At 69.8% G+C, this 23,386-nt stretch carries 26 protein-coding genes; 13 read left to right on the forward strand and 13 right to left on the reverse strand.

Translation table 11 applies throughout. The features are described from left to right. Positions 1–102 precede the first annotated feature (102 nt). The 3 genes from ACWGH0_RS00565 to ACWGH0_RS00575 all read right to left on the reverse strand — a co-directional run bounded on the left by ACWGH0_RS00565 (position 103) and on the right by ACWGH0_RS00575 (position 2,762). The gene (locus ACWGH0_RS00565) at positions 103–1,134 is read right to left on the reverse strand and encodes an alanine racemase (RefSeq protein ID WP_453401900.1); all 1,032 of its coding nucleotides are present in this window, start codon (positions 1,132–1,134) and stop codon (positions 103–105) included. A gap of 83 nt (positions 1,135–1,217) precedes the next feature. Beyond that, positions 1,218–2,336, reverse strand: a complete 1,119-nt coding sequence (locus tag ACWGH0_RS00570) for a lipid II:glycine glycyltransferase FemX (RefSeq protein WP_453401901.1) — start codon at positions 2,334–2,336, stop codon at positions 1,218–1,220. A 111-nt stretch (positions 2,337–2,447) separates the two neighbouring features. Beyond that, positions 2,448–2,762: a hypothetical protein gene (locus tag ACWGH0_RS00575; protein ID WP_453401902.1), complete on the reverse strand. Its 315-nt coding sequence runs from the start codon at positions 2,760–2,762 to the stop codon at positions 2,448–2,450. A gap of 266 nt (positions 2,763–3,028) precedes the next feature. On the opposite strand from ACWGH0_RS00575, the gene rpsF reads away from it, so the two are divergent. The 4 genes from rpsF (at position 3,029) to rplI (ending at position 4,730) form a co-directional block, all read left to right on the forward strand. Then, positions 3,029–3,319, forward strand: coding sequence for a 30S ribosomal protein S6 (gene rpsF / locus ACWGH0_RS00580; protein WP_006604399.1), 291 nt, complete (start codon positions 3,029–3,031; stop codon positions 3,317–3,319). Positions 3,320–3,394: 75 nt separating this feature from the next. Next, positions 3,395–3,985: a single-stranded DNA-binding protein gene (locus ACWGH0_RS00585; RefSeq protein ID WP_453401903.1), complete on the forward strand. Its 591-nt coding sequence runs from the start codon at positions 3,395–3,397 to the stop codon at positions 3,983–3,985. A gap of 43 nt (positions 3,986–4,028) precedes the next feature. Beyond that, positions 4,029–4,265 carry a 30S ribosomal protein S18 gene (rpsR, locus tag ACWGH0_RS00590; protein ID WP_003949403.1) on the forward strand — a complete coding sequence of 79 codons (237 nt, stop codon included), beginning with the start codon at positions 4,029–4,031 and terminating at the stop codon, positions 4,263–4,265. Between the two features lie 18 nt (positions 4,266–4,283). Next, a complete protein-coding gene (gene rplI, locus ACWGH0_RS00595; protein WP_138895788.1) occupies positions 4,284–4,730 on the forward strand; it encodes a 50S ribosomal protein L9 in 447 nt (148 codons plus the stop codon). A gap of 128 nt (positions 4,731–4,858) precedes the next feature. Here rplI and ACWGH0_RS00600 read toward each other — a convergent pair whose 3' ends face one another. Beyond that, positions 4,859–6,196 (reverse strand): MATE family efflux transporter, encoded by a 1,338-nt coding sequence (locus ACWGH0_RS00600; protein ID WP_453401904.1) that lies wholly within the window; start codon positions 6,194–6,196, stop codon positions 4,859–4,861. Between the two features lie 476 nt (positions 6,197–6,672). On the opposite strand from ACWGH0_RS00600, the gene dnaB reads away from it, so the two are divergent. Next, a complete protein-coding gene (gene dnaB, locus ACWGH0_RS00605; RefSeq protein ID WP_167518257.1) occupies positions 6,673–8,130 on the forward strand; it encodes a replicative DNA helicase in 1,458 nt (485 codons plus the stop codon). A 123-nt stretch (positions 8,131–8,253) separates the two neighbouring features. Here the strand turns inward: dnaB and ACWGH0_RS00610 are convergent, their stop codons facing one another. Further along, positions 8,254–8,871, reverse strand: a complete 618-nt coding sequence (locus tag ACWGH0_RS00610; protein ID WP_453401905.1) for a flavodoxin family protein — start codon at positions 8,869–8,871, stop codon at positions 8,254–8,256. A 107-nt stretch (positions 8,872–8,978) separates the two neighbouring features. On the opposite strand from ACWGH0_RS00610, the gene ACWGH0_RS00615 reads away from it, so the two are divergent. Next, complete coding sequence (locus tag ACWGH0_RS00615; RefSeq protein WP_453401906.1) at positions 8,979–10,352, forward strand: serine hydrolase domain-containing protein; 1,374 nt, start codon at positions 8,979–8,981, stop codon at positions 10,350–10,352. 119 nt (positions 10,353–10,471) lie between these two features. Here ACWGH0_RS00615 and ACWGH0_RS00620 read toward each other — a convergent pair whose 3' ends face one another. From ACWGH0_RS00620 to ACWGH0_RS00630, 3 genes are all read right to left on the reverse strand, one after another. Further along, positions 10,472–11,530 carry a restriction endonuclease gene (locus ACWGH0_RS00620; RefSeq protein WP_453401907.1) on the reverse strand — a complete coding sequence of 353 codons (1,059 nt, stop codon included), beginning with the start codon at positions 11,528–11,530 and terminating at the stop codon, positions 10,472–10,474. 115 nt (positions 11,531–11,645) lie between these two features. Beyond that, positions 11,646–12,098 (reverse strand): N-acetyltransferase family protein, encoded by a 453-nt coding sequence (locus tag ACWGH0_RS00625; protein WP_453401908.1) that lies wholly within the window; start codon positions 12,096–12,098, stop codon positions 11,646–11,648. Positions 12,099–12,132: 34 nt separating this feature from the next. Beyond that, positions 12,133–12,591 carry a MarR family winged helix-turn-helix transcriptional regulator gene (locus tag ACWGH0_RS00630; RefSeq protein ID WP_453401909.1) on the reverse strand — a complete coding sequence of 153 codons (459 nt, stop codon included), beginning with the start codon at positions 12,589–12,591 and terminating at the stop codon, positions 12,133–12,135. 146 nt (positions 12,592–12,737) lie between these two features. Here ACWGH0_RS00630 and ACWGH0_RS00635 point away from each other — a divergent pair, with 146 nt between their 5' ends. After that, the gene (locus ACWGH0_RS00635; RefSeq protein WP_453401910.1) at positions 12,738–13,955 is read left to right on the forward strand and encodes an MFS transporter; all 1,218 of its coding nucleotides are present in this window, start codon (positions 12,738–12,740) and stop codon (positions 13,953–13,955) included. Between the two features lie 38 nt (positions 13,956–13,993). Next, entirely contained in the window at positions 13,994–14,422 is a 429-nt protein-coding gene (locus ACWGH0_RS00640) for a GlcG/HbpS family heme-binding protein (RefSeq protein WP_453401911.1), read from the forward strand. Positions 14,423–14,537: 115 nt separating this feature from the next. Here the strand turns inward: ACWGH0_RS00640 and ACWGH0_RS00645 are convergent, their stop codons facing one another. Beyond that, on the reverse strand, positions 14,538–15,428 hold the full coding sequence (locus tag ACWGH0_RS00645) for a GNAT family N-acetyltransferase (RefSeq protein WP_453401912.1): 891 nt from the start codon (positions 15,426–15,428) through the stop codon (positions 14,538–14,540). Between the two features lie 361 nt (positions 15,429–15,789). On the opposite strand from ACWGH0_RS00645, the gene ACWGH0_RS00650 reads away from it, so the two are divergent. Beyond that, complete coding sequence (locus ACWGH0_RS00650) at positions 15,790–16,422, forward strand: HAD family hydrolase (protein WP_453401913.1); 633 nt, start codon at positions 15,790–15,792, stop codon at positions 16,420–16,422. A 420-nt stretch (positions 16,423–16,842) separates the two neighbouring features. Further along, complete coding sequence (locus ACWGH0_RS00655) at positions 16,843–18,384, forward strand: globin domain-containing protein (RefSeq protein WP_453401914.1); 1,542 nt, start codon at positions 16,843–16,845, stop codon at positions 18,382–18,384. A 12-nt stretch (positions 18,385–18,396) separates the two neighbouring features. On the opposite strand, the gene ACWGH0_RS00660 is transcribed toward ACWGH0_RS00655, so the two are convergent. From ACWGH0_RS00660 to ACWGH0_RS00675, 4 genes are all read right to left on the reverse strand, one after another. After that, complete coding sequence (locus ACWGH0_RS00660; RefSeq protein WP_453401915.1) at positions 18,397–18,912, reverse strand: NUDIX domain-containing protein; 516 nt, start codon at positions 18,910–18,912, stop codon at positions 18,397–18,399. A 60-nt stretch (positions 18,913–18,972) separates the two neighbouring features. Beyond that, on the reverse strand, positions 18,973–19,869 hold the full coding sequence (locus tag ACWGH0_RS00665) for a LysR family transcriptional regulator (protein ID WP_453401916.1): 897 nt from the start codon (positions 19,867–19,869) through the stop codon (positions 18,973–18,975). Positions 19,870–20,070: 201 nt separating this feature from the next. Continuing rightward, positions 20,071–21,216: a cystathionine gamma-lyase gene (locus tag ACWGH0_RS00670; RefSeq protein ID WP_453401917.1), complete on the reverse strand. Its 1,146-nt coding sequence runs from the start codon at positions 21,214–21,216 to the stop codon at positions 20,071–20,073. 2 nt (positions 21,217–21,218) lie between these two features. Beyond that, the gene (locus ACWGH0_RS00675; RefSeq protein WP_453401918.1) at positions 21,219–21,596 is read right to left on the reverse strand and encodes a phage holin family protein; all 378 of its coding nucleotides are present in this window, start codon (positions 21,594–21,596) and stop codon (positions 21,219–21,221) included. A gap of 69 nt (positions 21,597–21,665) precedes the next feature. Between ACWGH0_RS00675 and ACWGH0_RS00680 the strand changes: the two genes are divergently transcribed. The 3 genes from ACWGH0_RS00680 (at position 21,666) to ACWGH0_RS00690 (ending at position 23,263) form a co-directional block, all read left to right on the forward strand. Then, entirely contained in the window at positions 21,666–21,983 is a 318-nt protein-coding gene (locus ACWGH0_RS00680; RefSeq protein WP_453401919.1) for a cupin domain-containing protein, read from the forward strand. A 134-nt stretch (positions 21,984–22,117) separates the two neighbouring features. Then, positions 22,118–22,333, forward strand: a complete 216-nt coding sequence (locus tag ACWGH0_RS00685) for a DUF5326 family protein (RefSeq protein ID WP_453402054.1) — start codon at positions 22,118–22,120, stop codon at positions 22,331–22,333. A gap of 192 nt (positions 22,334–22,525) precedes the next feature. Further along, positions 22,526–23,263 carry an IclR family transcriptional regulator gene (locus ACWGH0_RS00690; protein WP_453402055.1) on the forward strand — a complete coding sequence of 246 codons (738 nt, stop codon included), beginning with the start codon at positions 22,526–22,528 and terminating at the stop codon, positions 23,261–23,263. Positions 23,264–23,386 lie beyond the last annotated feature (123 nt).

The raw sequence follows: 23,386 nt of genomic DNA on the forward strand, positions 1-23,386 counted from the left end.
CCCCTTGGGGGGGGGGCGGCGGGTTGCGGGGCCCTAAACCCCCCGGCGGGCCGCCCCCCCCCGGGGGGTCCCCCCCCCCCGACGTGACGGTGTCACGGAGGGTCAGCGGTCGACGATGCGGTCGAACTGCGTCGTCGTGTGGCGCAGATGGGCCACCAGCTCCTCGCCGACCTTCGGCTCCTGCGCGTCCGAGGGGACGAACAGGATCGAGACCTGCATGTGCGGCGGCTCGGCGAACCAGCGCTGCTTGCCGGCCCACACGAACGGCGCGAGGTTGCGGTTCACCGTGGCCAGGCCGGCCCGCGCCACGCCCTTGGCGCGCGGCATCACACCGTGCAGGGCCTTGGGCGCCTCCAGGCCGACACCGTGCGACGTACCGCCCGCCACGACCACGAGCCAGCCGTCCGAGGCCGCCTTCTGCTGGCGGTAGCCGAACCGGTCGCCCTTGGACACCGGGGTCACGTCCAGGACCGAGCCGCGGTACTCCGTCGCCTCGTGGTCGCCCAGCCACAGCCGGGTGCCGATCCGCGCGCGGAACCGCGTCTGCGGGAACTGCTGCTGCAACCGGGCCAGTTCGTCGGCCTTCAGGTGGCTGACGAACATCGTGTGCAGCGGAAGACGGGCGGCGCGCAGCCGGTCCATCCACCCGATGACCTCCTCGACCGCGTCCGAGCCGTCGGTGCGGTCCAGCGGCAGGTGCAGGGCGAAGCCCTCCAGGCGCACGTCCTCGATCGCCGCGTGCAGCAGTCCGAGTTCCTCCTCCTTCACGCCGTGCCGCTTCATCGAGCTCATGCACTCGATGACGACGCGGGCGCCGACCAGCGCGTGCACACCGTCGACGGACGACACCGAACGCACCACCCGGTCCGGCAGCGGCACCGGCTCCTCACCGCGCCGGAACGGCGTCAGGACGAGCAGGTCACCACCGAACCAGTCCTTGATGCGGGCGGCTTCGTAGGTGGTGCCGACGGCGAGGATGTCCGAGCCGAAGCGGGTCGCCTCGTCGGCGAGCCGCTCGTGACCGAAGCCGTAGCCGTTGCCCTTGCAGACCGGCACGATTCCGGGGAACTGGTCGAGCACGGACTTCTGGTGCGCCCGCCAGCGCGCGGTGTCGACGTAGAGGGTGAGCGCCATGGCCGGTCCGGAACCTTTCTGGTGGCAGCGGTGTGTCAGAGGTGTTGAGGGGCGAACGGTGCTGGTGCGGGGACCAGCGAGTATCAGCGGCGCGACATGTACATGTCGAGAGCCTTGTGGAGCATCTTGTTCAGCGGGAAGTCCCACTCGCCGACGTACTCCACGGCCTCCCCGCCCGTGCCCACCTTGAACTGGATCAGGCCGAACAGGTGGTCCGTCTCGTCCAGGGAGTCCGAGATGCCCCGGAGGTCGTACACGGTCGCGCCCATCGCGTACGCGTCGCGCAGCATCCGCCACTGCATCGCGTTCGACGGCCGGACCTCACGGCCGATGTTGTCCGAGGCGCCGTACGAGTACCAGACGTGTCCACCCACGACCAGCATCGTCGCCGCGGACAGGTTCACCCCGTTGTGACGGGCGAAGTACAGCCGCATGCGGTTCGGGTCCTCGGCGTTCAGGACCGACCACATACGCTGGAAGTACGAGAGCGGCCGCGGACGGAACCGGTCACGCACAGCGGTGATCTCGTACAGCCGCTGCCACTCGGCAAGATCCTCGTAACCGCCCTGCACGACCTCGACACCGGCCTTCTCGGCCTTCTTGATGTTCCGCCGCCACAACTGGTTGAAGCCCTTGAGGACATCGTCGAGCGAACGGTTCGCCAGCGGCACCTGGTACACGTAACGCGGCTGCACGTCGCCGAAGCCGGCCCCGCCGTCCTCGCCCTGCTGCCAGCCCATCTTCCGCAGACGGTCCGCCACTTCGAAGGCGCGCGGCTCGATGTGCGTCGCCTCGATGTCCCGCAGGCGCTTCACGTCCGGGTCCTGAATGCCGGCCTTGATGGCGGGCGCGTCCCAGCGGCGGATGACCACCGGCGGGCCCATCTTCACGGAGAAGGCGCCCTGCTGCTTGAGGTGCGCCAGCATCGGCTGCAGCCAGTCGTCCAGATTCGGCGCGTACCAGTTGATCACCGGACCCTCGGGCAGGTACGCGAGATAGCGCTTGATCTTCGGCAGCTGCCGGTAGAGCACCAGGCCGGCGCCGACCAGCTGACCGCCCTGGTCGAACCAGCCAAGGCTCTCCGACCGCCACTCCGTCTTCACATCGGCCCATGCCGGGACCTGGCAGTGGCTCGCCGCGGGCAGGCTCTGGATGTACGCCAGATGCTGCTCTCGGCTGATGGTCCTCAGGGTCAGGCTCATGACGGGGCGCTCCTCGGCAGGTCTGTCCCCATGGGATCAGGGGCTCCGGCTCTCGCGCCGAAGCCTACTGCGCCCAAGGAGCGCCCCGACTGGCCGCTGACCCAGCCGGACCTATCCGAGGACCCCGCCGAACAGACCGCCGTGCGCCATGCCGAGGAAGAAGCCCACCGCGGACGCCCCCAGGCCGACGATCATCGGGAACCGCTCACGCGTCGTGGCCGAGATGAACTGGCCGTACGCACCCGTGAGGATGCCGACCAGCCCTGTCCACGAGCTGAGCAGGTGCAGGTTGTGGAACATCGCCGAGACGAAGGCGATCGCGCCCAGCACGAGCGTCACCGCGAGCAGCGTGTCCTGGAGCGGATGTGGCTTGCCGTCGGTCTCGAAGAGGGAGCTCGTGGAGTGTCGTCGCATTGCCTGCGCCATGGGGCACCTCCTGCTGGAAGGCGGCGAACGTGATGCCGCACACACCCGATGTGTACAGATTGTGGCCCCTCACAGCCGGATTTCAACCGGAAGGCGTTGAGCAGGTAGTCTGTACGGTCTGCACCGGTGTCTGCCCTGCCAGAAAACGAGCCCCCTCCCTCACGGAAGGCGGCGTGTCAGTGGCGGCCGATACCGTTGCGTACGCATCACGACCCTCCTGCCACGGAACGACCGTGGCCGCTGAGTCCAAAGGAGGTGGGTTCCACATGCGTCACTACGAAGTGATGGTCATCCTCGACCCCGATCTCGAGGAGCGCGCTGTCTCCCCGTTGATCGAGAACTTCCTCTCCGTCGTCCGCGAGGGCAACGGAAAGGTCGAGAAGGTCGACACCTGGGGCCGTCGTCGTCTGTCCTACGAGATCAAGAAGAAGCCCGAGGGCATCTACTCGGTCATCGACCTCCAGGCCGAGCCTGCGGTCGTCAAGGAGCTCGACCGACAGATGAACCTGAACGAGTCGGTCCTCCGGACCAAGGTCCTCCGCCCCGAAACCCACTGAGCTCAGTAGCTCAGCGGTAATCGGGTCCGAGTAGCAACAAGCAGCCAGCAGCAATCCCCGCCGAGAGGTTCACCCATGGCAGGCGAGACCGTCATCACGGTCGTCGGCAATCTCGTCGACGACCCCGAGCTGCGCTTCACCCCGTCCGGTGCGGCGGTCGCGAAGTTCCGTGTCGCGTCCACTCCCCGCATCTTCGACAAGCAGACCAATGAGTGGAAGGACGGCGAAGGCCTGTTCCTCACCTGCTCGGTCTGGCGTCAGGCGGCGGAGAACGTCGCAGAGTCGCTTACGCGAGGCATGCGCGTCGTCGTTCAGGGCCGGCTCAAGCAGCGGTCCTACGAAGACCGCGAGGGCGTCAAGCGCACGGTCTACGAGCTGGACGTCGAAGAAGTCGGCCCCAGCCTCAAGACGGCCACGGCCAAGGTCACCAAGACCACCGGCCGAGGCGGTCAGGGCGGGTACGGCGGCGGCCAGCAGGGCGGTCAGGGCGGCGGCAACTGGGGCGGAGCCCCCGGCGGCGGCGGCCAGCAGGGTGGCGGCGCTCCCGCCGACGACCCCTGGGCCAGCAGTGCACCGGCCGGCGGCGGACAGCAGCAGGGCGGCGGCGGCTGGGGCGGAAGCTCCGGCGGCGCCGGCGGCGGCTACTCGGACGAGCCCCCCTTCTAGGGCGGGCCCGTACACCACTTCTTGATCACACAGGAGAAACACCATGGCGAAGCCGCCTGTGCGCAAGCCTAAGAAGAAGGTCTGCGCATTCTGCAAGGACAAGGTCACGTACGTGGACTACAAGGACACGAACATGCTGCGGAAGTTCATTTCCGACCGCGGCAAGATTCGTGCCCGCCGCGTGACCGGCAACTGCACGCAGCACCAGCGTGACGTCGCCACGGCAGTCAAGAACAGCCGTGAGATGGCGCTGCTGCCCTACACGTCCACCGCGCGATAAGGGAAGGGTGACCGAAAAATGAAGATCATCCTCACCCACGAGGTCTCTGGCCTCGGCACTGCCGGCGACGTCGTTGACGTCAAGGACGGCTACGCCCGCAACTACCTGGTCCCGCGCGGTTTCGCGATCCGCTGGACCAAGGGCGGCGAGAAGGACGTGGCGCAGATCCGCCGCGCCCGCAAGATCCACGAGATCGCGACCATCGAGCAGGCCAACGAGATCAAGGCCAAGCTCGAAGGCGTGAACGTGCGTCTGGCCGTTCGCTCCGGCGACGCCGGCCGTCTCTTCGGCTCCGTCACCCCGGCCGACGTCGCTTCGGCGATCAAGGCCGCCGGTGGCCCCGAGGTCGACAAGCGCCGCGTTGAGCTGGGCGCCCCGATCAAGACCCTCGGCTCGCACCAGGTCTCCGTGCGTCTGCACGCCGAGGTCGCCGCGAACCTGGGCGTCGAGGTCGTCGCCGCCTAAGCACTGCGCATCGCAGAGCAGTCAGAAGGGCCGCACCCCACGGGGTGCGGCCCTTCGTCGTTTCACGTGAAACACGGTTCCACGTGAAACACGCAGACTCTCCGCGCGCCCCACGCCTCACGCCTTGTTCAGCGCGTGGCGCCCGTGACGATCCAACGCCCCGAACGCGCGCGCAGCCACAGCGTCAGCATCCGTACCACCATCATGAGCGTCATCGCCCACCACAGGGCGGTCAGACCCCCGCCGAGCACCGGCACCAGCAACGCCACCGGGGTGAAGACAGCGAGCGTCGCCAGCATGGCCCACGCCAGATATGGACCGTCCCCGGCTCCCATCAGCACACCGTCCAGCACGAAGACGATGCCCGCGATCGGCTGCGACAGCGCCACCACCAGCAAGGCCGGCAACAACGCGTCCCGGACGACCTCGTCACTCGTGAACAACGGAATGAACAACGGCCGTGACACCGCCACCAGGACCCCTAGCACCACCCCGGAGACGATGCCCCACTGCACCATCCGCCGGCACGCCTCCCGAGCCCCCTTGGGGTCGTCGGCTCCCAGGTACCGGCCGATGATCGCCTGTCCCGCGATCGCGATCGCGTCGAGGGCGAACGCCAGCAGACTCCACAGCGCCAGCAGGATCTGATGCGCCGCGACATCCGCGTCCCCGAGGCGCGCGGCCACCGCGGTGGCGATCATCAGCACAGCACGCAGCGACAGCGTGCGGACCAGCAGCGGTGCGCCGGCTTGGGCGCAGGCCCGGATGCCGGCGGCGTCGGGCCGCAGGGACGCTCCGTGCTTCCTTGCACCGCGGACCACCACCACGAGGTACACGGCGGCCATCCCGCACTGGGCGATCACCGTGCCCCACGCGGAACCGGCGATCCCCAGCCCGGCCCCATACACGAGGCCCACGTTGAGGACCGCGTTCGCGGTGAAGCCGCCGACGGCGACGTACAGCGGTGTCCTCGTGTCCTGGAGCCCGCGCAGAACGCCGGTGGCCGCGAGGACCACGAGCATCGCGGGAATGCCGAGACTGGAGATCCGCAGATACGTGACGGCGTACGGAGCCGCGGTACCGGAGGCGCCGAAGAGGTCGATCAGCCAGGGCGCGGCGGGCAGAACCACCGCGATCACCGCGACGCCGAGGAGGAGCGCCAGCCAGATCCCGTCCATGCCCTGCCGGATGGCGGCCTGGAGGTCGCCCGCGCCGACGCGGCGGGCGACCGCGGCGGTGGTGGCGTACGCGAGGAAGACGAACACGCTCACGGCGGTCATGAGAAGCGCGGCGGCGATGCCGAGACCGGCGAGCTGGGGGGTGCCGAGGTGACCGATGACGGCACTGTCGACCATCACGAAGAGGGGCTCGGCGACCAGGGCGCCGAAGGCCGGAAGAGCCAGCGAGATGATCTCGCGGTCGTGCCGGCGTCGGCGGGCCTTCGCTGCCGTGGGGGCCTGAGTCATGAGGTCAATCTAATCTTCCACAGGTAATGGACGCAATGGCCCTGAGGCCCTTACGGATGGGTGCTTTCCGGGTTCGGTCGTGCGCAGTTTTTTCTGATCTTGCACCAGGGGCCGAAGTTTTTCTTCCCCACAGCCGGTGGATGGAGAAACGCCAGGTCAGGGGGGTTCGGGCGGAGGCGGTATGAGTTTGTCCACAGTGCTGTCCCCCGGTCCGTGCACAGGTTCTGGGGACTTCTCCACAGCAACTGGGTTCTCGTCCACATGGCCTGTGGATAACCAGATTGGCTGACGGTGCCGACGGGCCTACCGTTGTGCGGCGCCCGCCTTCCGTTCCGGCCCCGGAAGCTCGTCGAACTTGATGCGCCGGAACCGGAGTCGGGCGTCTTATTTGTCAGAGCCGTGCCGTAAGAAAGAGTGGCACAGCGAGGTCCGCGCTGCGGACGGGAGGAGGTGGCCCGGTGAGCATTTCCGAGCCATTGGACGACCCCTGGGCCGACAGCGGTCCCGGTGACCGTCTGCCCTCCCGTCGTCGTCGCGGCGAAGGCAGGGGCCGCGACGAACAGCACGACCGCGGTGGTGAGGGCGGTGGCTGGGAAGGCGGCTCCCCCGCGTTCGAGCGGGTGCCCCCGCAGGACCTGGACGCGGAGCAGTCCGTTCTCGGCGGCATGCTGCTCTCCAAGGACGCCATTGCGGACGTGGTGGAGATCCTCAAGGGCCACGACTTCTACCGCCCGGCGCACGAGACGGTCTATACGGCGATCCTCGACCTGTACGCCAAGGGGGAGCCGGCCGACCCCATCACGGTGGGCGCCGAGCTGACCAAGCGCGGCGAGATCACGAAGGTGGGCGGCGCCTCGTACCTGCACACCTTGGTGCAGACGGTGCCGACCGCGGCCAACGCGGAGTACTACGCGGAGATCGTCCACGAGCGGGCCGTGCTGCGCCGGCTGGTCGAGGCGGGTACGAAGATCACGCAGATGGGATACGCGGCCGACGGCGACGTCGACGACATCGTGAACGCCGCCCAGGCGGAGATCTACGCCGTCACCGAGCAGCGCACCAGCGAGGACTACCTTCCGCTCGGCGACATCATGGAGGGGGCGCTCGACGAGATCGAGGCGATCGGTTCGCGTACGGGCGAGATGACCGGTGTGCCGACAGGTTTCACCGACTTCGACTCGCTCACCAACGGTCTGCATCCCGGCCAGATGATCGTCATCGCGGCCCGTCCCGCCATGGGCAAGTCGACGCTCGCGCTGGACTTCGCGCGGGCCTGCTCGATCAAGAACAATCTGCCGAGCGTGATCTTCTCGCTCGAAATGGGGCGCAACGAGATCGCGATGCGTCTGTTGTCGGCGGAGGCCCGGGTGGCGCTGCACCACATGCGGTCGGGCACGCTGACGGACGAGGACTGGACGAGGCTGGCGCGCCGGATGCCGGACGTCTCGCAGGCGCCGCTGTACATCGACGATTCTCCGAACCTGTCGATGATGGAGATCCGGGCGAAGTGCCGCCGGTTGAAGCAGCGCAACGACCTGAAGCTGGTCATCATCGACTACTTGCAGCTGATGCAGTCCGGTGGTTCGAAGCGGGCGGAGAGCCGCCAGCAGGAGGTTTCGGACATGTCGCGAAACCTCAAGCTGCTGGCGAAGGAGCTGGAGCTCCCGGTGATCGCGCTCTCGCAGCTGAACCGTGGTCCGGAGCAGCGTACGGACAAGAAGCCGATGGTGTCCGACCTGCGTGAGTCGGGCTCGATCGAGCAGGACGCCGACATGGTGATCCTGCTGCACCGTGAGGACGCGTACGAGAAGGAGTCGCCGCGTGCGGGCGAGGCGGACCTGATGGTGGCCAAGCACCGTAATGGTCCGACGGCGACGATCACGGTGGCGTTCCAGGGCCACTATTCGCGGTTCGTGGACATGGCGCAGATCTGATCCGTACCTCGCCGGCGCGCGGTCGGGCGGTCGGTTCTTGACCGGCCACTCGGTCGGTGTCCGCCGTAGATCTTGCCCGAGCGGGGTGGTCCGTCTCGGGCGGGCCGGGTGCGGGGCGGCGGTCTAGCGCTCGCCGGTCTCTGTTTCGTAGGGGAGGCGGGCGAGTGGGGCGTTCTGCTGGAAGAAGGTCTTGGCGCGGATCATCGCGCGTTCGTCGTCGCGGACTTGGCCGGGGCGGGAGCCGTTGCCGAGCAGCAGGCCGCCGAAGCGCATCCGCATGTAGGCCGCCGTGTTGGTGAGGGTGGTCGCCAGGCCTTCGGCGACGCTTTCGTGCCGGTCGGCCATGACCGTCACTCCCCACAGGGTGCGTCCGGCCATCCGATGCTGGAAGTCGAGGCCGGGCACTGCCAGCCAGCCCGACCAGTAGTCGAGGTAGCGCTTGGTCTGGGCGGAGAGGGTGTACCAGTAGAGCGGGGAGGCGATGACGATGTCGGTGGCCGCCAGAGTGGCTTCGCGCAGGGTCTCTTCGGTCTCCCCGACGGTCCAGGAGTCGCTCTCGTGGCGTCCGTCCTGGAAGTCGGGCAGTGGGAGGCGGGTCAGGTCCACCCAGTGTTGCGGAGTGCCGGCGGGCAGTTGGTCGGCGGCGGCCCGGGCGAGTATCTCGGTGTTGCCGTCGGGGCGGGCGCTGCCGAGGACGAAGAGGAACGAGCGGTCGGGGCCGCTGGTCGTGTCGGTGGTCATGTCTGCTCCAGGGCGAGGGGGCGGTCCTTCGCTACCAACTGGCTTGCGTCCCGGGCCTATTCCGTAATGGGCTCGACTGGGCGGGATGGTGCCGGTAGGTGTTGACCATGAACTCACCGCTCGAAGAGCTCCTTCCCGGCACTCGCCGTGCCCTTCTGCACCGCATCGCCACCGCGCAGACGGAGGGCAGGGCGCCCTCCTTCGTCGCCGCAGTGCAGCGTGATGGGCGGGTGGTGTGGACGGGTGCCCGTACGTGTGTCGAGGGACACGGTCCGGACGCGCACACGCAGTACCGGATCGGTTCGATCACCAAGACGTTCACCGCGGTGCTGGTGCTGCGGCTGCGTGACGAGGGGTTGCTCGACCTGGGTGATTCGCTGGAGAAGCACCTGCCGGGTACGGGGGTGGGCGAGGTGACGGTGGCGCAACTGCTGTGCCACACCGCTGGTTTGGCGGCGGAGACGCCCGCGCCTTGGTGGGAGCGGACGCCGGGGTCCCTGCGTCCTGGGCTCGCCGATGTGCTGGGTGAGCAGGGGCGACTGCATCCGGTCGGGCGTACTCACCATTACTCCAACCCGGGCTACACCCTGCTGGGCCGGCTCGTCGAAGCGGTACGGGGGCGGCCGTGGGCGGAGGTGTTGCGGCGGGAGATTCTTGAGCCGCTGGGCATGCGGCGTACGAGTGCGGACCCCGAAGGGCCGCACGCGGGCGGCTGGGCGGTGCATCCGTGGGCCGATGTGATCTTGCCGGAGCCGGCCGTGGATCTCGGGGTGATGGCTGCCGCCGGTCAGCTCTGGTCGACGACGGCCGATCTGTGCCGGTTCGCCGGCTTCCTTGCCGTCGGTGACGAGAGGGTGCTGAGCGCCGCGTCCGTGCGGGAGATGCGTACGCCCGCCGCGCCTCCGGCGCCTGGGGAGACCGGGGGGTACGGGCTCGGGTTGCAGATCGTGCAGAGTGGTGGGCGGACGCTGGTGGGCCACTCGGGTTCGCTGCCGGGCTTCGTCGCCGGTCTGTGGATCAGTGTGGAGGACGGGCTGGCCGCGGTGGCGTTGACCAATGCGACGTCGGGGTTGTCGGCTCCGGCGGTGGCTGCGGATCTGATCCGTATCGTTGCCGAGGCGGAGCCGCGCATCCCTGAGCCCTGGCGTCCGTTGCCCGAGGTGGACCACGAGTTGCTGGCGCTGACGGGCCCGTGGTTCTGGGGTACGGCGCCGTACGTGCTGACGCTCGTCGCCGACCGGGGCCTGGAGCTTCAGCCGCTGCGGGGCAACGGCCGGGGCTCGTGCTTCGAGGCCCGGCCGGACGGCACCTGGGTCGGCCTCGACGGCTATCACTTGGGGGAGACGCTGCGGGTGGTGCGGCGGGAGGACGGCTCGGTGAGCCATCTGGACCTGGGGTCGTTCGTCTTCACCCGTGAGCCGTACGAGCCCGGGGACGCGGTCCCCGGAGGCGTGGATGAAGGCGGGTGGCGCGGGCTGTGATGTTTCACGTGGAACCAGGTGCTGGGGCGGGTTGCCGGTAGAGAGCGGGCGGGCCCGAAGCTGCATGCCGTGGCTGCGACTTCGGGCCCACTGCGGGACACTGCTCCGGGCGGAAGCCGTTACGGAACGCTGTTGAGGACCTGGAGGCCGGCTCCGTTGTTCCATGCCTCCAGCAGGCCGCGGTGGACAGCCGTCACTTCGTGCCGCGCGGCGAGCAGCAGCGCGTCGCGCGTGAAGGGGCAGGTGGCGACGAGGAGCGCGATGTCCGCGTTGTACTCGAGTCTGGCCATGCCGATGAACTGCTGGACGTCGCCGCTGGTGATGGTGGATCCGGGGTTGCGGGACTTGCACTGGACGACTATGCGCCGGCCGTCGGGGGTGTAGGCGACGATGTCCGCGCCCGTGTCGCCGTGGCCACCGGTGACCGTGACGCGGTCGCAGCCGTCGCGTCGGCAGAGCCAGGCGATGTGCTGTTCGAACTGACGGGGGTTCATGGCGTCGAGTGCGCCCATGGATCCGGCTGCCTCGCGCTCGCGCAGGACGCGCCGGAGGTGGGTGACTTCGTCTTCCAGGGCCCGGATGCGGCTGTGGTGTTCGCCGTCGTTGTGTACGGCGGCGTTGAGCAGCGGGACGACTGCGCGGCCGATGGTGGTGCGGCAGACGTCCTCCGCGATCTCGGTGACGCGACCGTCGGGGTGTGCGGCCATGCGCTGGTCGACGACCTCGGTGATGTGTTCGCCGAGCAGTGACGAGAGCCTGTGGACAAAGTTGTCCACAGGTGCCGGGGGCTGGTTTTCCGCGACGTCGAGCAGGTGGGTACGTACCTGACGTGCGACGATGCTGTCGCGCAGCAGCATGGCGACGTTGAGTACGGTCCTTCTCGTGAAGAGCCCGACCTGGCTCGTGTACCGGTCCACGGAGGCTCGTGCCTTGAAGGCACTGACCTCCTCACGGGTGGCGAGGCGGTAGCCGTTCGCTTCCAGTTCCTCGCGATGGTCCTGCACCAAGCTGCGGACAGCGGTTTCGAGCACCTCGAAGTAGGTGGCGACCATGTGGGTCGTCACGTGGGTGCCGTCCGGGAGCAGGGTGAGCGCTTTGACCTTGTCGAGTGCTTCCGTGCGTTGCGCGACGCTGTCGCGCAGGGTCCTGGATTCCAGCAGGGCCACTTCGTCGACCATCCCGCTCGTCTCCTCCTGGGCTCGTGAGGCCCGTCCGAGTGGGGGGCGGCATTCGGACATACGGCGGCCCCCTCTTGCGGGAGGCAACGAGCCAAACCGGATAAAGAAACGGTTTTCAGATACTCAGCTTGAATCCGACATGGGAGGCTTCGAAGCCGAGTCGCGCGTAGAAGCGGTGGGCTTCGGTGCGGGTGGCGTCGGTGGTGAGCTGGACCAGTCGGCAGTTCTGGCGTCGGGATGCGTCGATCGCCCACTCGATCAGTCGAGTGCCGAGGCCGCTGCCGCGTTCGTCGGCGTGGACGCGTACGCCTTCGATGATCGAGCGGGTGGAGCCGCGGCGGGACAGGCCGGGGACGACGGTGAGCTGGAGGGTGCCGACGACTCGGTTCTCGCGTACGGCGACGACGACATGCTGGTTGGGGTCGTCTTGGAGCCGGGCGAGGGCGGCTGTGTACGGGGTGAGGTCGTCCGGGGATTCGCGCTGTGCGCCCAAGGGGTCGTCGGCGAGCATGGCGACGATCGCCGGGAGGTCGTCGGCGGTGGCGGGGCGTATCTCAAGATCGTTCATGGGCGCAGGGTACGCAGGCCGTGGGTGCGCGTGGTTACGCGGGGACGCGCAGTTCCTCGACCGCTCTGACCAGTGGGGCGAGTTCGGCGTTCTTCGCGGCCTCGTCCAGTGCTTCGCGCAGTGCCGCGTCGTTGGTGGGGCGGGCCTCTGCCAGCAGGGCCTGGCCGGCTTCGGTGACGTCGGTGTAGATGCCGCGGCGGTCGGTTTCGCAGAGGTAGCGGGTCAGCAGTCCGCGGTCTTCGAGGCGGGTGACCAGCCGGGTGGTGGCGCTCTGGCTGAGTACGACGGCGTCGGCGACCTGCTGCATGCGGAGGTGCCCGCCGGGGCCGCTGTGCTGGCGGCTCAGGACGTCGAGGAGTGAGTACTCGCGCACGCTCAGGCCGTGCCGGCTCTGGAGGGCCTTCTCGATGTGGGAGTCGATCCTGCTGTGGAGCAGCGAGAGGGCGCACCAGCTCTGGGAGAGCGCGGTCAGGGCCGGGTCTGTCGCTGTCATGGAGCTCTCCTTGTCCGGGGCGGCGGTGAGCCCGGGATCCCAGGATAGAGGACCACCGCAATAGCCCGCGTTTGCAAATAACCCGCGTATGCAATTAATGTCGACGCTTGTTAGGCGCATGCGCACGCTATTGGGAAGGTACGGCCATGCCACTCGCACTCCTCGCCCTCGCCATCGGGGCGTTCGGGATCGGCACCACAGAGTTCGTGATCATGGGCTTGCTGCCCGAGGTCGCCGCCGACTTCGGTGTATCGATCCCCACCGCCGGCTACCTGGTCAGCGGCTACGCCCTCGGTGTCGTCTTGGGCGCTCCGCTCATGTCGGTCCTCGGCACCCGGATCTCCCGCAAGCGCATGCTCATGCTGCTGATGGGGCTGTTCATCGCCGGCAATCTGCTCTCCGCGCTCGCTCCGTCGTTCGGCGTGATGCTCGGCGGCCGCGTGGTCGCGTCGCTCGCGCACGGTGCGTTCTTCGGCATCGGCTCGATCGTCGCCGCCGACCTGGTCGCCCCCGACAAGCGCGCCGGGGCCATCGCGATGATGTTCACCGGCCTCACGGTCGCCAATGTCGTCGGTGTCCCGCTCGGCACGTTCGTCGGCCAGAGCCACGGCTGGCGGATCACGTTCGCCGCGGTGGCGGCGCTCGGTGTACTCGGTCTGGTGGGCGTGGCCCGGCTCGTGCCCGAGACGCCCAAGCCCGAGGGGGTACGGCTGCGCCACGAGCTGGCCGCCTTCCGCAATGCGCAGGTGTTGCTCGCCATGGCGATGACCGTCCTCGGCTTCGGCGGTGTCTTCGCCGCCATCACCTACCTCGCGCCGATGATGACCGGCGTGGCCGGCTACTCCGCCGGGTCCGTCACCTGGCTGCTGGTCCTCTTCGGCATCGGCATGGTCGGCGGCAACCTCGTCGGCGGCCGGTTCGCGGACCGTGCGCTGATGCCGCTGCTGTACGTGTCCCTGGGCGCCCTCGCCGTCGTGCTGGCGCTGTTCACCGTCACCGCGCACCACCGGATCGCCGCCGCTGTCACGATCGTGCTGATCGGCGGGCTGGGTTTCGCGACCGTGCCGCCGCTTCAGAAGCGCGTCCTGGACCAGGCCGCGGGTGCCCCCACGCTCGCCTCCGCCGTCAACATCGGCGCGTTCAACCTCGGCAACGCGCTCGCCGCCTGGCTCGGCGGCCTGGTCATCGCGGCCGGCCTCGGCTACACCGCTCCCAACTGGGTCGGCGCCGCGCTCGCCGCCTCCGCCCTCGGCCTGGCATTTCTGTCCAGCGCCCTGGAGCGCCGTACGGACGCCCGCAGCCGGATCGTCGCCGGGTCGGTTCCCGAACCGGTCTCCGTCACGGCTGACGCCGTACGTCGCTGAATCATCCCTCCCCCTCCGAAGATCAAGGAGTCACCCGCATGCACACGACCGCGACCGCCGTAGCACCGCTGACCATCCAGGACGCCGAAGCCCTCGTGGACGCCGCGCGCCGCGCGGCCGAGGAGGCCGGGGTCGCCGCCGCCGTCACCGTTCTCGACGCGGGTGGGCACCTGCTCGCCTTCCGGCGCGACGACCGGGCGGTGCTGATCGCAGGGGAGACCAGCACCCGCAAGGCGTACACCGCGCTGCAGTTGGACGCCGCCACGGCCGACCTGGTCGACGCGGTACAGCCCGGCGGGCTCTTCCACACGTTGCCCACCGCGCTCGACCGCCCGCTGCTGTTCGTCGCGGGCGGCGTACCGGTCCACCGTGACGGCCGTCCGATCGGAGCGATCGGTGTCGGCGGCGGAGCGCCCGACCAGGACCACGGATTCGCGACAGCGGCGATTGAGTCCCTCGGCCGGTGAGCGGCACCGGGTCAGGCCCCCGACCATCGAGCGGCACCTGGGCGAGGCCCTCGGTCGGCGGGACGGCCGGGCTCGCGGCGTCGCTTTCGGGGGGCGGCCGGCCGGATCCCCTTCGTCAACCGGCTGCGACCGTCAGCGGTGCGAAGCGGCGGGTCCAGTCCCCCGGGAGGCCGGGGATGCCGTACGTCATCACGGTGTTGAAGGCCACCGGCTCCAGCCCGCGCGCCTTCACCCACTCCAGCAGTTCCTCGTGGCGTACGTCGATGTCGGTGCGCAGCGGCCGGTCCGTGCCGGCGGCCAGGGAGGCGATCAGCGCCTTCGCGGTCGCGGTGTCCCTGGCGATCAGGGGGCCCACGACATGGGTCTGCATGTTGGGCCAGGCGGCGGCGTAACCGGTGATGCCGCCGCGGTCCTCGGCCACCCGGATCTGGTCGGCGAAGGCGGGCAGCCGGGTGAGGACGTGGGTGCGGTCCTGGCCGAAGACCTCGGCGTCCAGCCGCAGGATCGCAGGCAGGTCTTCGGCGGTGGCGGGGCGCGTCGGGACCTCGGTGGGGGAGCCGGACGACCGGAAGTGGCCGCGGACCATTTCGGCGCTGCCGGTCACGGTGAAGCCGAGTTCCTCGTAGAGCGGCCGGCCGTTGGGTGTGGCGTGCAGGGTGAGCGGGGTGTCCCCGGCCCGGGTGATGAGGTGGCGCATCAGGCGGCGGCCGATGCCCTGCCGTGCGTGGCGTTCGGCGACGAGGACCATGCCGATCGCGGCGAGTGCGGGGCCGCCCGCGTTCCCGGAGCCGTACGCGTTCTCGGGTCCGTACGAGGTGACGACGCTCGCGGCGGCGAGTCCCTTTCCGTCCGGCGCGTCGATCCCGTAGCCGGTGCCGGCCGTGAGGAGCAGGCCCCATTTGTGCTCTTCCCGTGGCCAGCCCCGGTCTTCCGAGAGGTCGGCGCAGGCGGTGAGGTCGGCCGGTGTGAGGCGGCGGACGGGCAGATCGGCGTACGGAATCGGCATTGGATCAGGCTGGCTGACGTACTGATCGCCCGTCCACCGGTTTAGGTGAAGAGGAGGCGACAGCTCGCATACGCCTGCCACGACGAGTGAGTCCCCAGGGCTTGAGGACCGAGATCGCCGGCATGGAGGTGTACGCCGCCCGGGTCATGGCGGGGGGAGTCGGTGGTGTAGGCGGGGTGACACCCAGGGCGAGCAGGCCGCCGACCGGACCCAGCCGGCTCACGGACGCGGCGACGTGGGAGACGCGGAAGTGCCCGGCGTGCGGATCGGCGCAGTGGTTTCACGTGAAACACGCTGCCCGGGCCCCAGGCAGTTCGGCATCCGGCAGGGGGAGTAACCGCGCGTACTAGCCTCGGCGTACATGACGCGACTGCATCTCTTCGATCTCGACGGAACGCTGATGCGCGGCTCGGCGGCGGCGGTGGAGATTTCCCGGCAGCTGGGCGTGAGCGCGGAGATCGACGAGTTGGAGCGGGAGTTCCTGCTGCGCGGCATGGCGCCCGACGAGTTCGCCGTACGGGCGCGGGAGCTGTGGGCGGACCTTACCGAGGACCAGGTGGCGGCTGCTTTCGCGGGGGCTCCGTGGTTGTCGGGGATCGAGGAGGTGTGGGCCGACATCCGGGCGCGTGGTGAGTACTGCGCGGTCATCTCCCTGTCTCCGGACTTCTTCGTGAACCGACTGCTGGCGTGGGGCGCGCATGCCGCGCACGGTTCGCGCTGGCCCGCCGTGCCCTTTCTGGAGCCGGTCGAGCGGGCCGGAATTCTGAACGCGCGCGCGAAAGTGAAGATCGCGGACCGGCTCTGTGAAGAATTCGGGCTGGTCAGGAGTGACTGCGTGGCTTACGGGGATTCGATGTCGGACGCGGAGATCTTCGCGGCGGTGCCGCTTTCCGTGGCGGTCAACGCAGATCACCACGTGTCGGACCTTGCCGTGCTTGCTTATAGGGGTGGTGATCTGCGCGAGCCGTACGAACTGGTGCAGTCCCGCCGCTGATGCGTATTCGGTCGCGAAGCGGGCGATTCGCCGAGTGGGGGAGATCACAAGAGGGGGGTTGTGTGCCGCGCTACCGCCGGTAGGGTCGACTCCGGTTTGATGCCGCCGCCTTTGGCGCGTAAGGCACGGAGCGCAACAACCTAACCAGAAAGCGGGTACGGATGCCCTGACTTCCAGGTCTTTGTCCGATGCGGAGGCGGTGCCTGGCATGCTGCGACGACGGCAGTTGCGGGCAATGTCACACTTCTGTCCGGCTCACCCCGATTGGGGGTAGTGGCGTGCTTAACGTGGGCTGCCGACGGACCTGCACGACACAGGGCACAGACAGCACAGACCCAAGCAGAGCGGGGAAAACGCGAGCACGTTCCGGTCCCGGAAGTGCAGAGACCGACCGAAAGCTGTTCGAGGCGAGGCACATCAATGGACGCTCCGACCACCACGTCGGCCGACAACGGCACTTCCGAAGACAGCGGCGGCGGCTGGTTCAAGCCGCGCAGAATGCCGGCTGCGGGAACGCAGCAGCCGCCGGGCCAGGGCGCGGACCCCGGCCGGGAGCGGATACCGGGGCCGGGCGCGGACCGTCCCAGCCGTCAGGTATCCGCGATACGCCCGGTGGGCACCGGCGCCTCGCGCCCCCAGCCCGCCGAGCCCCAGCCCGCCCGGCCCGAGTCGGCCGAGCCACACCCCGAGCGCACCCGGGCGGAAGCGGCCCCGCAGCCCCGGCAGCAGCCGGCCGCCGAGCCCCTGCACCACCAGCAGCCGGCCGCCGAGCCGTGGCAGCCTCCGCACCTCCGGGAGCCGGCCGCCGAGCCCCCGCAGCCTCCCGCCGCGACCGCCGCGACCGCCGCCCCCGAGTCGCCCGACGCGGTACTCGTCCGCCGCACGCTCGCCGACATCGGTGACGACGCCGGCAAGGTCACGTCGTACTTCTACGCGCTGTTGTTCACCCGCCACCCCGAGCTGCGCGCGCTTTTCCCCGCGGCCATGGACACCCAGCGCGACCGCCTCCTCAAGGCGCTGCTGACCGCCGCCGAGCACATCGACAACAAGCCGGTGCTCACCGAGTACCTCCGCAATCTGGGCCGCGGCCACCGCAAGTACGGCACCCAGGCGTCCCACTACCCGGCGGTCGGCGAGGCGCTCCTCGGGGCGCTGGCCCGGTACGCCACGTCCACCTGGGACGACGAGGCCGAGGCCGCGTGGATCCGGACGTACACCGCGATCTCGCAGATCATGATCGACGCGGCGGCGGAGAACGAGTTGCGGGCGCCCGCATGGTGGCAGGCCGAGGTGGTCTCGCACGACCTGCGGACCCCCGACATAGCGGTCATCACAGTGCGCCCCGACCAGCCGTACCCGTTCCTGGCGGGCCAGTACACGAGTCTGGAAACGCCCTGGTGGCCGCGGGTCTGGCGGCACTACTCCTTCGCCGGGGCCCCCCGCCCCGACGGCCTGCTGTCGTTCCACGTCAAGGCGGTGCCCGCCGGCTGGGTCTCCAACGCCCTGGTGCACCGCGCCCGCCCCGGCGACACCGTGCGCCTGGGCCCGCCGGCCGGCTCGATGACCGTCGACCACACCACCGACAGCGGCCTGCTCTGCCTCGGCGGCGGCACCGGCATCGCGCCGATCAAGGCACTGGTCGAGGACGTGGCCGAGCACGGCGAGCGGCGCCCCGTCGACGTCTTCTACGGCGCGCGCACCGACTACGACCTGTACGACATCGACACCATGCTGCGTCTCCAGCAGTCCCACTCGTGGCTCTCGGTGCATCCGATGGTCGACGGCAGGACGCAGTTCCCCGACGCCGTGCTGGAGCACGGCCCGTGGAACTACCACGACGCCTATCTCTCCGGCCCGCCCGGCATGATCCGCAGCGGTGTCGACGCGCTCAGGAGCCTGGGCATCCCCGGTGAGCGCATCCGTCACGACTCCCTCGACGAGCTGGTGGCCGCCGGCGACTGACCGCCGGCGTCGTCAGCCCAGGTCGTGGGCGTGCATCGCCCTCACGCCCTCGATGTTGCCGTCCAGGTAGTGGCGCAGGGACAGCGGTACGAGGTGGACGGCCGCGATGCCGACCCGGCTGAAGGGCACCCGTACGATCTCGTACTCCCCGCAGGGTTCCTCGATCTCCGGGCCGTGCCGCAGGGAGGGGTCCATGGACTCCAGCCGGCAGACGAAGAAGTGCTGCACCTTGACGCCCGTCACCCCGCCGCCCGCGATGTGCTCGACGGTGTCGACGAAGCAGGGCACGACGTCGGTGATCTTCGCGCCGAGTTCTTCGTCGACCTCGCGGTGCAGGGCGTCGACGACGGTGGCGTCCGTCGGTTCGACGCCGCCGCCCGGGGTGAGCCAGTACGGATCGACGCCCGGCTTGGTGCGCTTGATGAGGATGAGGTCGTCGCCGTCGAGCAGGATGGCGCGTGCGGTGCGCTTGACCACGGGCCTCGGAGGTGCGGGGGTCGTCCCCTCGGGGAAAGACGTGCCGGTCATGGCAATACAGTGGCCCAGCCCACCGCATCTGAAACTCCCCGCGGCCGCGTTGTGCGCCGCTCAGGACCAGTCGGTCGCGGCCCGCAGCAGCCACTCGTGCGCCCGCGCGATGTGCGGAAGGGTGAGCGTTCCGGTCCGCACCGCCAGGAAGTAGGTGCGCAGCGGCGGGACCGGCGGGTCGAGGAGCGCCACGACCTCGCCCCGCTCCAGGGCCTCCTCGCACAGGTACCGGGGCAGTACGGCGATGCCCGCGCCCGCGGCGGTGGCGTGCAGGACGGCCCGCAGGTCCGGTGCGACGACGGTGCCCGCGGCGGCCGGGCGGGTGTCGAAGACGGCCGTCCAGTACCGGCTGACCAGCGGCAGCGACTCGTGGACCTCCACCACCGGCAGGTGTTCCAGCACCCGTGGCCCCTCGCGGCGCAGCAGCCCGGGTCCGATCCGGCCGGCCCAGCGCGGCGCCGCGACCAGCACGTGCTCCTCGTCGCAGAGGGCGGTCCCGGTGAGCACGGCCCCGCGCGGGCGGTCCGTGGAGATCGCCAGGTCGTGGTGTCCGGCGGCGAGGCCGTCCAGGGTCTCCTGGGCGTTGCCGAAGGAGGTGCGCAGCGCCAGGCCCTGGGCGATGAGCGGCGAGAGGGCGGGCAGGACGCGTACGGAGGTGAACTCCGGGGGCCCCGCGAGGTGCAGGGTCCGTACGCCGGAGTCCTCGTCGAGTCCTGTTCCGGTGATCTCGACGAGCGCGTCGAGGTGCGGGGCGGCCCGGTGCGCCAGCTCGTCGCCGACGGTCGTGGGGGTCACGCCGCGTGCCTGGCGCAGGAAGAGCGGGCGGCCGAGCTGGCGCTCCAGGGTGCGGATCTGGCTGGTCACGGCGGGCTGGGACAGGCCCAGGAGGGCGGCGGCGCGGGTGAAGGAACCGGCCCGGTGCACCGTGACGAACGTGCGGAGCAGAGCCAGGTCCATGGCGCGGTCTCCCGTCCCGGCGCGGTCGCCGACGGTGACAACTATAAATATGTCGATAGGTCTCTGTCGCTACCGTGATTGGACACTGACGCAGAGTCAACTAGCCTTGACTGCGCGGTTCTTCGCGCGTGGAACCGGGACGGTCCGAGCCATGAGGGGGGAGGCTCGGACCGTCCGTCGCGCGGAGCCGGACCGGCGCCGCTACGCCGCGGGCGCCGCCTCGTCGAGTGCGCGCAGCACGTCGGCCACCAGATCCTCCGGGTCCTCGGCTCCGACCGAGAAGCGGACGAAGCCCTCCGGTACGGCGTCGCCGCCCCAGCGTCCCCGCCGTTCGGCGGTGGACCGCACACCGCCGAAGCTGGTCGCGTCGTCGGCCAGCCGCAGTCCCTCCAGGAACCGCTCGGCGTAGGCGCGGTCGGGCAGCGTGAAGGAGACGACGCAGCCGAAGCGGCGCATCTGGCGCGACGCGACGGCGTGCGAGGGGTCGCCGGGCAGCCCGGGGTGGCGCAGGCCGCTCACGGCGGGATGCGCGCGCAGCGCCTCGGCGAGGATCAGCGCGTTCGCGCCCTGCTTGTCGGCCCGGAGCTGGAGCGTGGCCAGCGAGCGGTGCGCGAGCCATGCCTCCATCGGGCCGGGGATGGCGCCGACGACCTTGCGCCAGCGCCGGATTCGCGCGGCCAGCCGGGCGTCGCGGCAGGTCACGTAGCCGAGCAGGACGTCGCCGTGACCGGTGAGGCCCTTGGTGCCGCTGGCGACGGAGAAGTCCGCGCCCAGTTCGAGCGGGCGCTGCCCGAGCGGGGTGGCGAGGGTGTTGTCGACCGCGACCAGCGCTCCGGCGGCGTGCGCGGCGCTCGCGAGGCGGCGGACGTCGCACACGTCGAGCCCCGGGTTGGACGGCGTCTCGATCCACAGCAGCCGCGCGCCGTCGAGTTGCCCGAGCTGGGCGTCGCCGCCGGTCGGCGCGGTGCGCACCTTCACGTCGTACGCGGCGAGCTGCTCGCGTACGAGTGCGAGGGCCTGGTAGCCGTCGTCGGGCAGGACGACGGTGTCGCCGGCCTGCGTCTGCGACAGGAGGACGGCGGACACGGCGGCCATGCCGGAGGCGAAGACGACCGTCTCGACGCCTTCCTCCCCCGGCGCCTCCAGCTCGCCGATGGCCCGCTCCAGGTGGGTCCAGGTGGGGTTCTCGTCGCGCCCGTAGGTGTACGGTCCGGTCGGTTCGCCGGGCAGGTGGTAGTGCGCGGCGAAGACGGGCCCCGGGAGGGTGGGTTCGTACGCGACGGGTTCGGGAAGTCCCGCCCGTACTGCCCGGGTGCCGTCTCCCACCGCCTGGTTGCCGGATCCCATGGTCAGTCCTTTTCCGGCAGGACGACGTTGAGGGCCCACGAGACGACGCTGATGATCAGGCCGCCGAGCACGGCCGTCCAGAAGCCCTCGACGTGGAAGTTCTGGTTGAACTGCTCGGCCAGCCAGGAGGTCAGCAGCAGCATCAGCGCGTTGATCACCAGGGTGATCAGGCCGAGCGTGAGGATGAACAGCGGCAGTGCCAGCAGCTTCACGACGGGCTTGACGAAGAAGTTCACGAGCCCGAAGAGCAGCGCGACGATGATCAGCGTCAGCGCCTTCTTGCCGGTGCTGTCGCCGGTGAGCGTGATGTCGTGGAGGAGCCAGATGGCTACCGCCAGGGCCCCCGCGTTGGCGATCGTCTTGACTAGGAAATTCATCATGTGTCTGATCGTGGCAGACATGATCCGCGTCGAACACCGGCGCGCGACTGGCCGAGGGGCGGACGGACGATGAAGGCATTCCGACTGGACGAGCTGGAGGCGGAGCGTGCCGCCGCCGACGGCGCCTATCTGCAGTTCCTGCGGGAGAGGAACATGTCGGTCGGCCTGTACGCGCTGGACGCGGGCGAGACCGACCCGCAGCAGCCGCACCGCGAGGACGAGGTGTACTTCGTCGTCAGCGGGCGCGCGTCGATCACGGTCGGCATGGAGACCACGCAGGTCGGCCGGGGCAGCGTGGTGTACGTACCGGCCGGGGTGCCGCACAAGTTCCACCACATCAGCGAGGACCTGCGCGTGATGGTGGTCTTCTCGCCGCCCGAGAGCTGACGGCCCCGGGCTCCGGGTTCCCTAAGGGTCCGATCAGGGGTCTTCAAGGGCTCCGGGCCCCCGCCGGCGCGCCTGTGGCCCCTAGCATCGAGGGCAGGAACAAGCGCTACGACGAGAAGAGGCAAGCGATGGCCGTGCGGGAGATATTCGCCGGGATGCCGTGGTGGGTGAAGTGGGTCGCGGTGCCCGTCATCGCGCTGGTCGTGTTCGGCGGCGCGATCCTGAGCGCCGTCGGCGTGCTGATCGGCCTCCTTTTCAAGCTGCTGGTCTTCGTGGCCCTGGTCGGCGGACTGATCTACGTCGTACGGAAGTTCATGGCGTCGTCCTCGTCGTCGCGCGGCGACTGGTAGTCCGTACGGCCGTTAGCCCACCCGGGGGACGGGCACGGGAAGCACCCAGCGCGACCGTACTGGGCGGTTAGAGTGACGATTCTCTGATGCCTCGGGCGGGCGGCCAACGCGGCCCGCCGCAACGCCTGGGGGGTGCATCCCGTGGCCACGGCACACACGACGGCCGACGCTCCGAGTCCGGCGACGCCGACCCTGATCGGGTCGGTGCAGCGCGCCCTGCGCCTCCTGGAGGCGGTCGGCGCGCACGCCGACGGGGCCCCGGCCAAGCAGCTCGCACGGGAGGCCGGCCTCCCTCTCCCCACCGCGTACCACCTGCTGCGCACGCTGGCGCACGAGGGCTATCTGCGGCGCGAGCACGGCGTGTTCGTACTCGGCGAGGCGGCCGGGCGGCTCGCCGGCACGGGCGCCCGCCAGAACCGCAGGAGCCTGATCACCGACGCCCTGGAGTGCTGGCGGGACGCGATCGGCGTCCCCGTGTACTTCGCCGTCTACCGCGAGGGCGAGATCGAACTCGTCGCGGTCGCCGAGCGGCCCTCCGCCCCCGCCGTCACGGAGTGGGCCGACTTCCGCGAGACCGGCCACGCGCACGCCCTGGGCCAGTGCCTGTTGAGCCAGCTCGACGACAAGTCCCGCCGTGACCACCTGAGCCGGCACCCCGTCGAGCCGCTCACGCCGTACTCGGTACGCGACCAGGGGGCGCTGCTGGACCGCCTGGCGGCGACGGAGCGGATGCGTCCGGTCGTGGAGCGCCAGGAGTACGCGGTCGGCTCCGTCTGCGCGGCCATCCCCATCACCGTCGGATCGACCGCCGCGACGATGGCCATCTCGCTTCCCGTCGAACAGGAGCACCGGCTGCTTCCGGCGGTCGAACAGCTGCGGCGGGCGGTGGGCGGCCTGGTCAGCTCGTTCGCGTTCTCTATCAGTATCTGAAAAATCACTCCTTGTGATCCTGGAGTGCGTGGAGCACGATGGCGCAAGAGGCCAGGAGCGACCATTCCTGGCCATTTCGGCATTTCACTGTTACGGCCAGTCACGGGGCCGGTCACTAGGTGC

It is taken from the genome of Streptomyces sp. NPDC054887 (assembly GCF_053610585.1).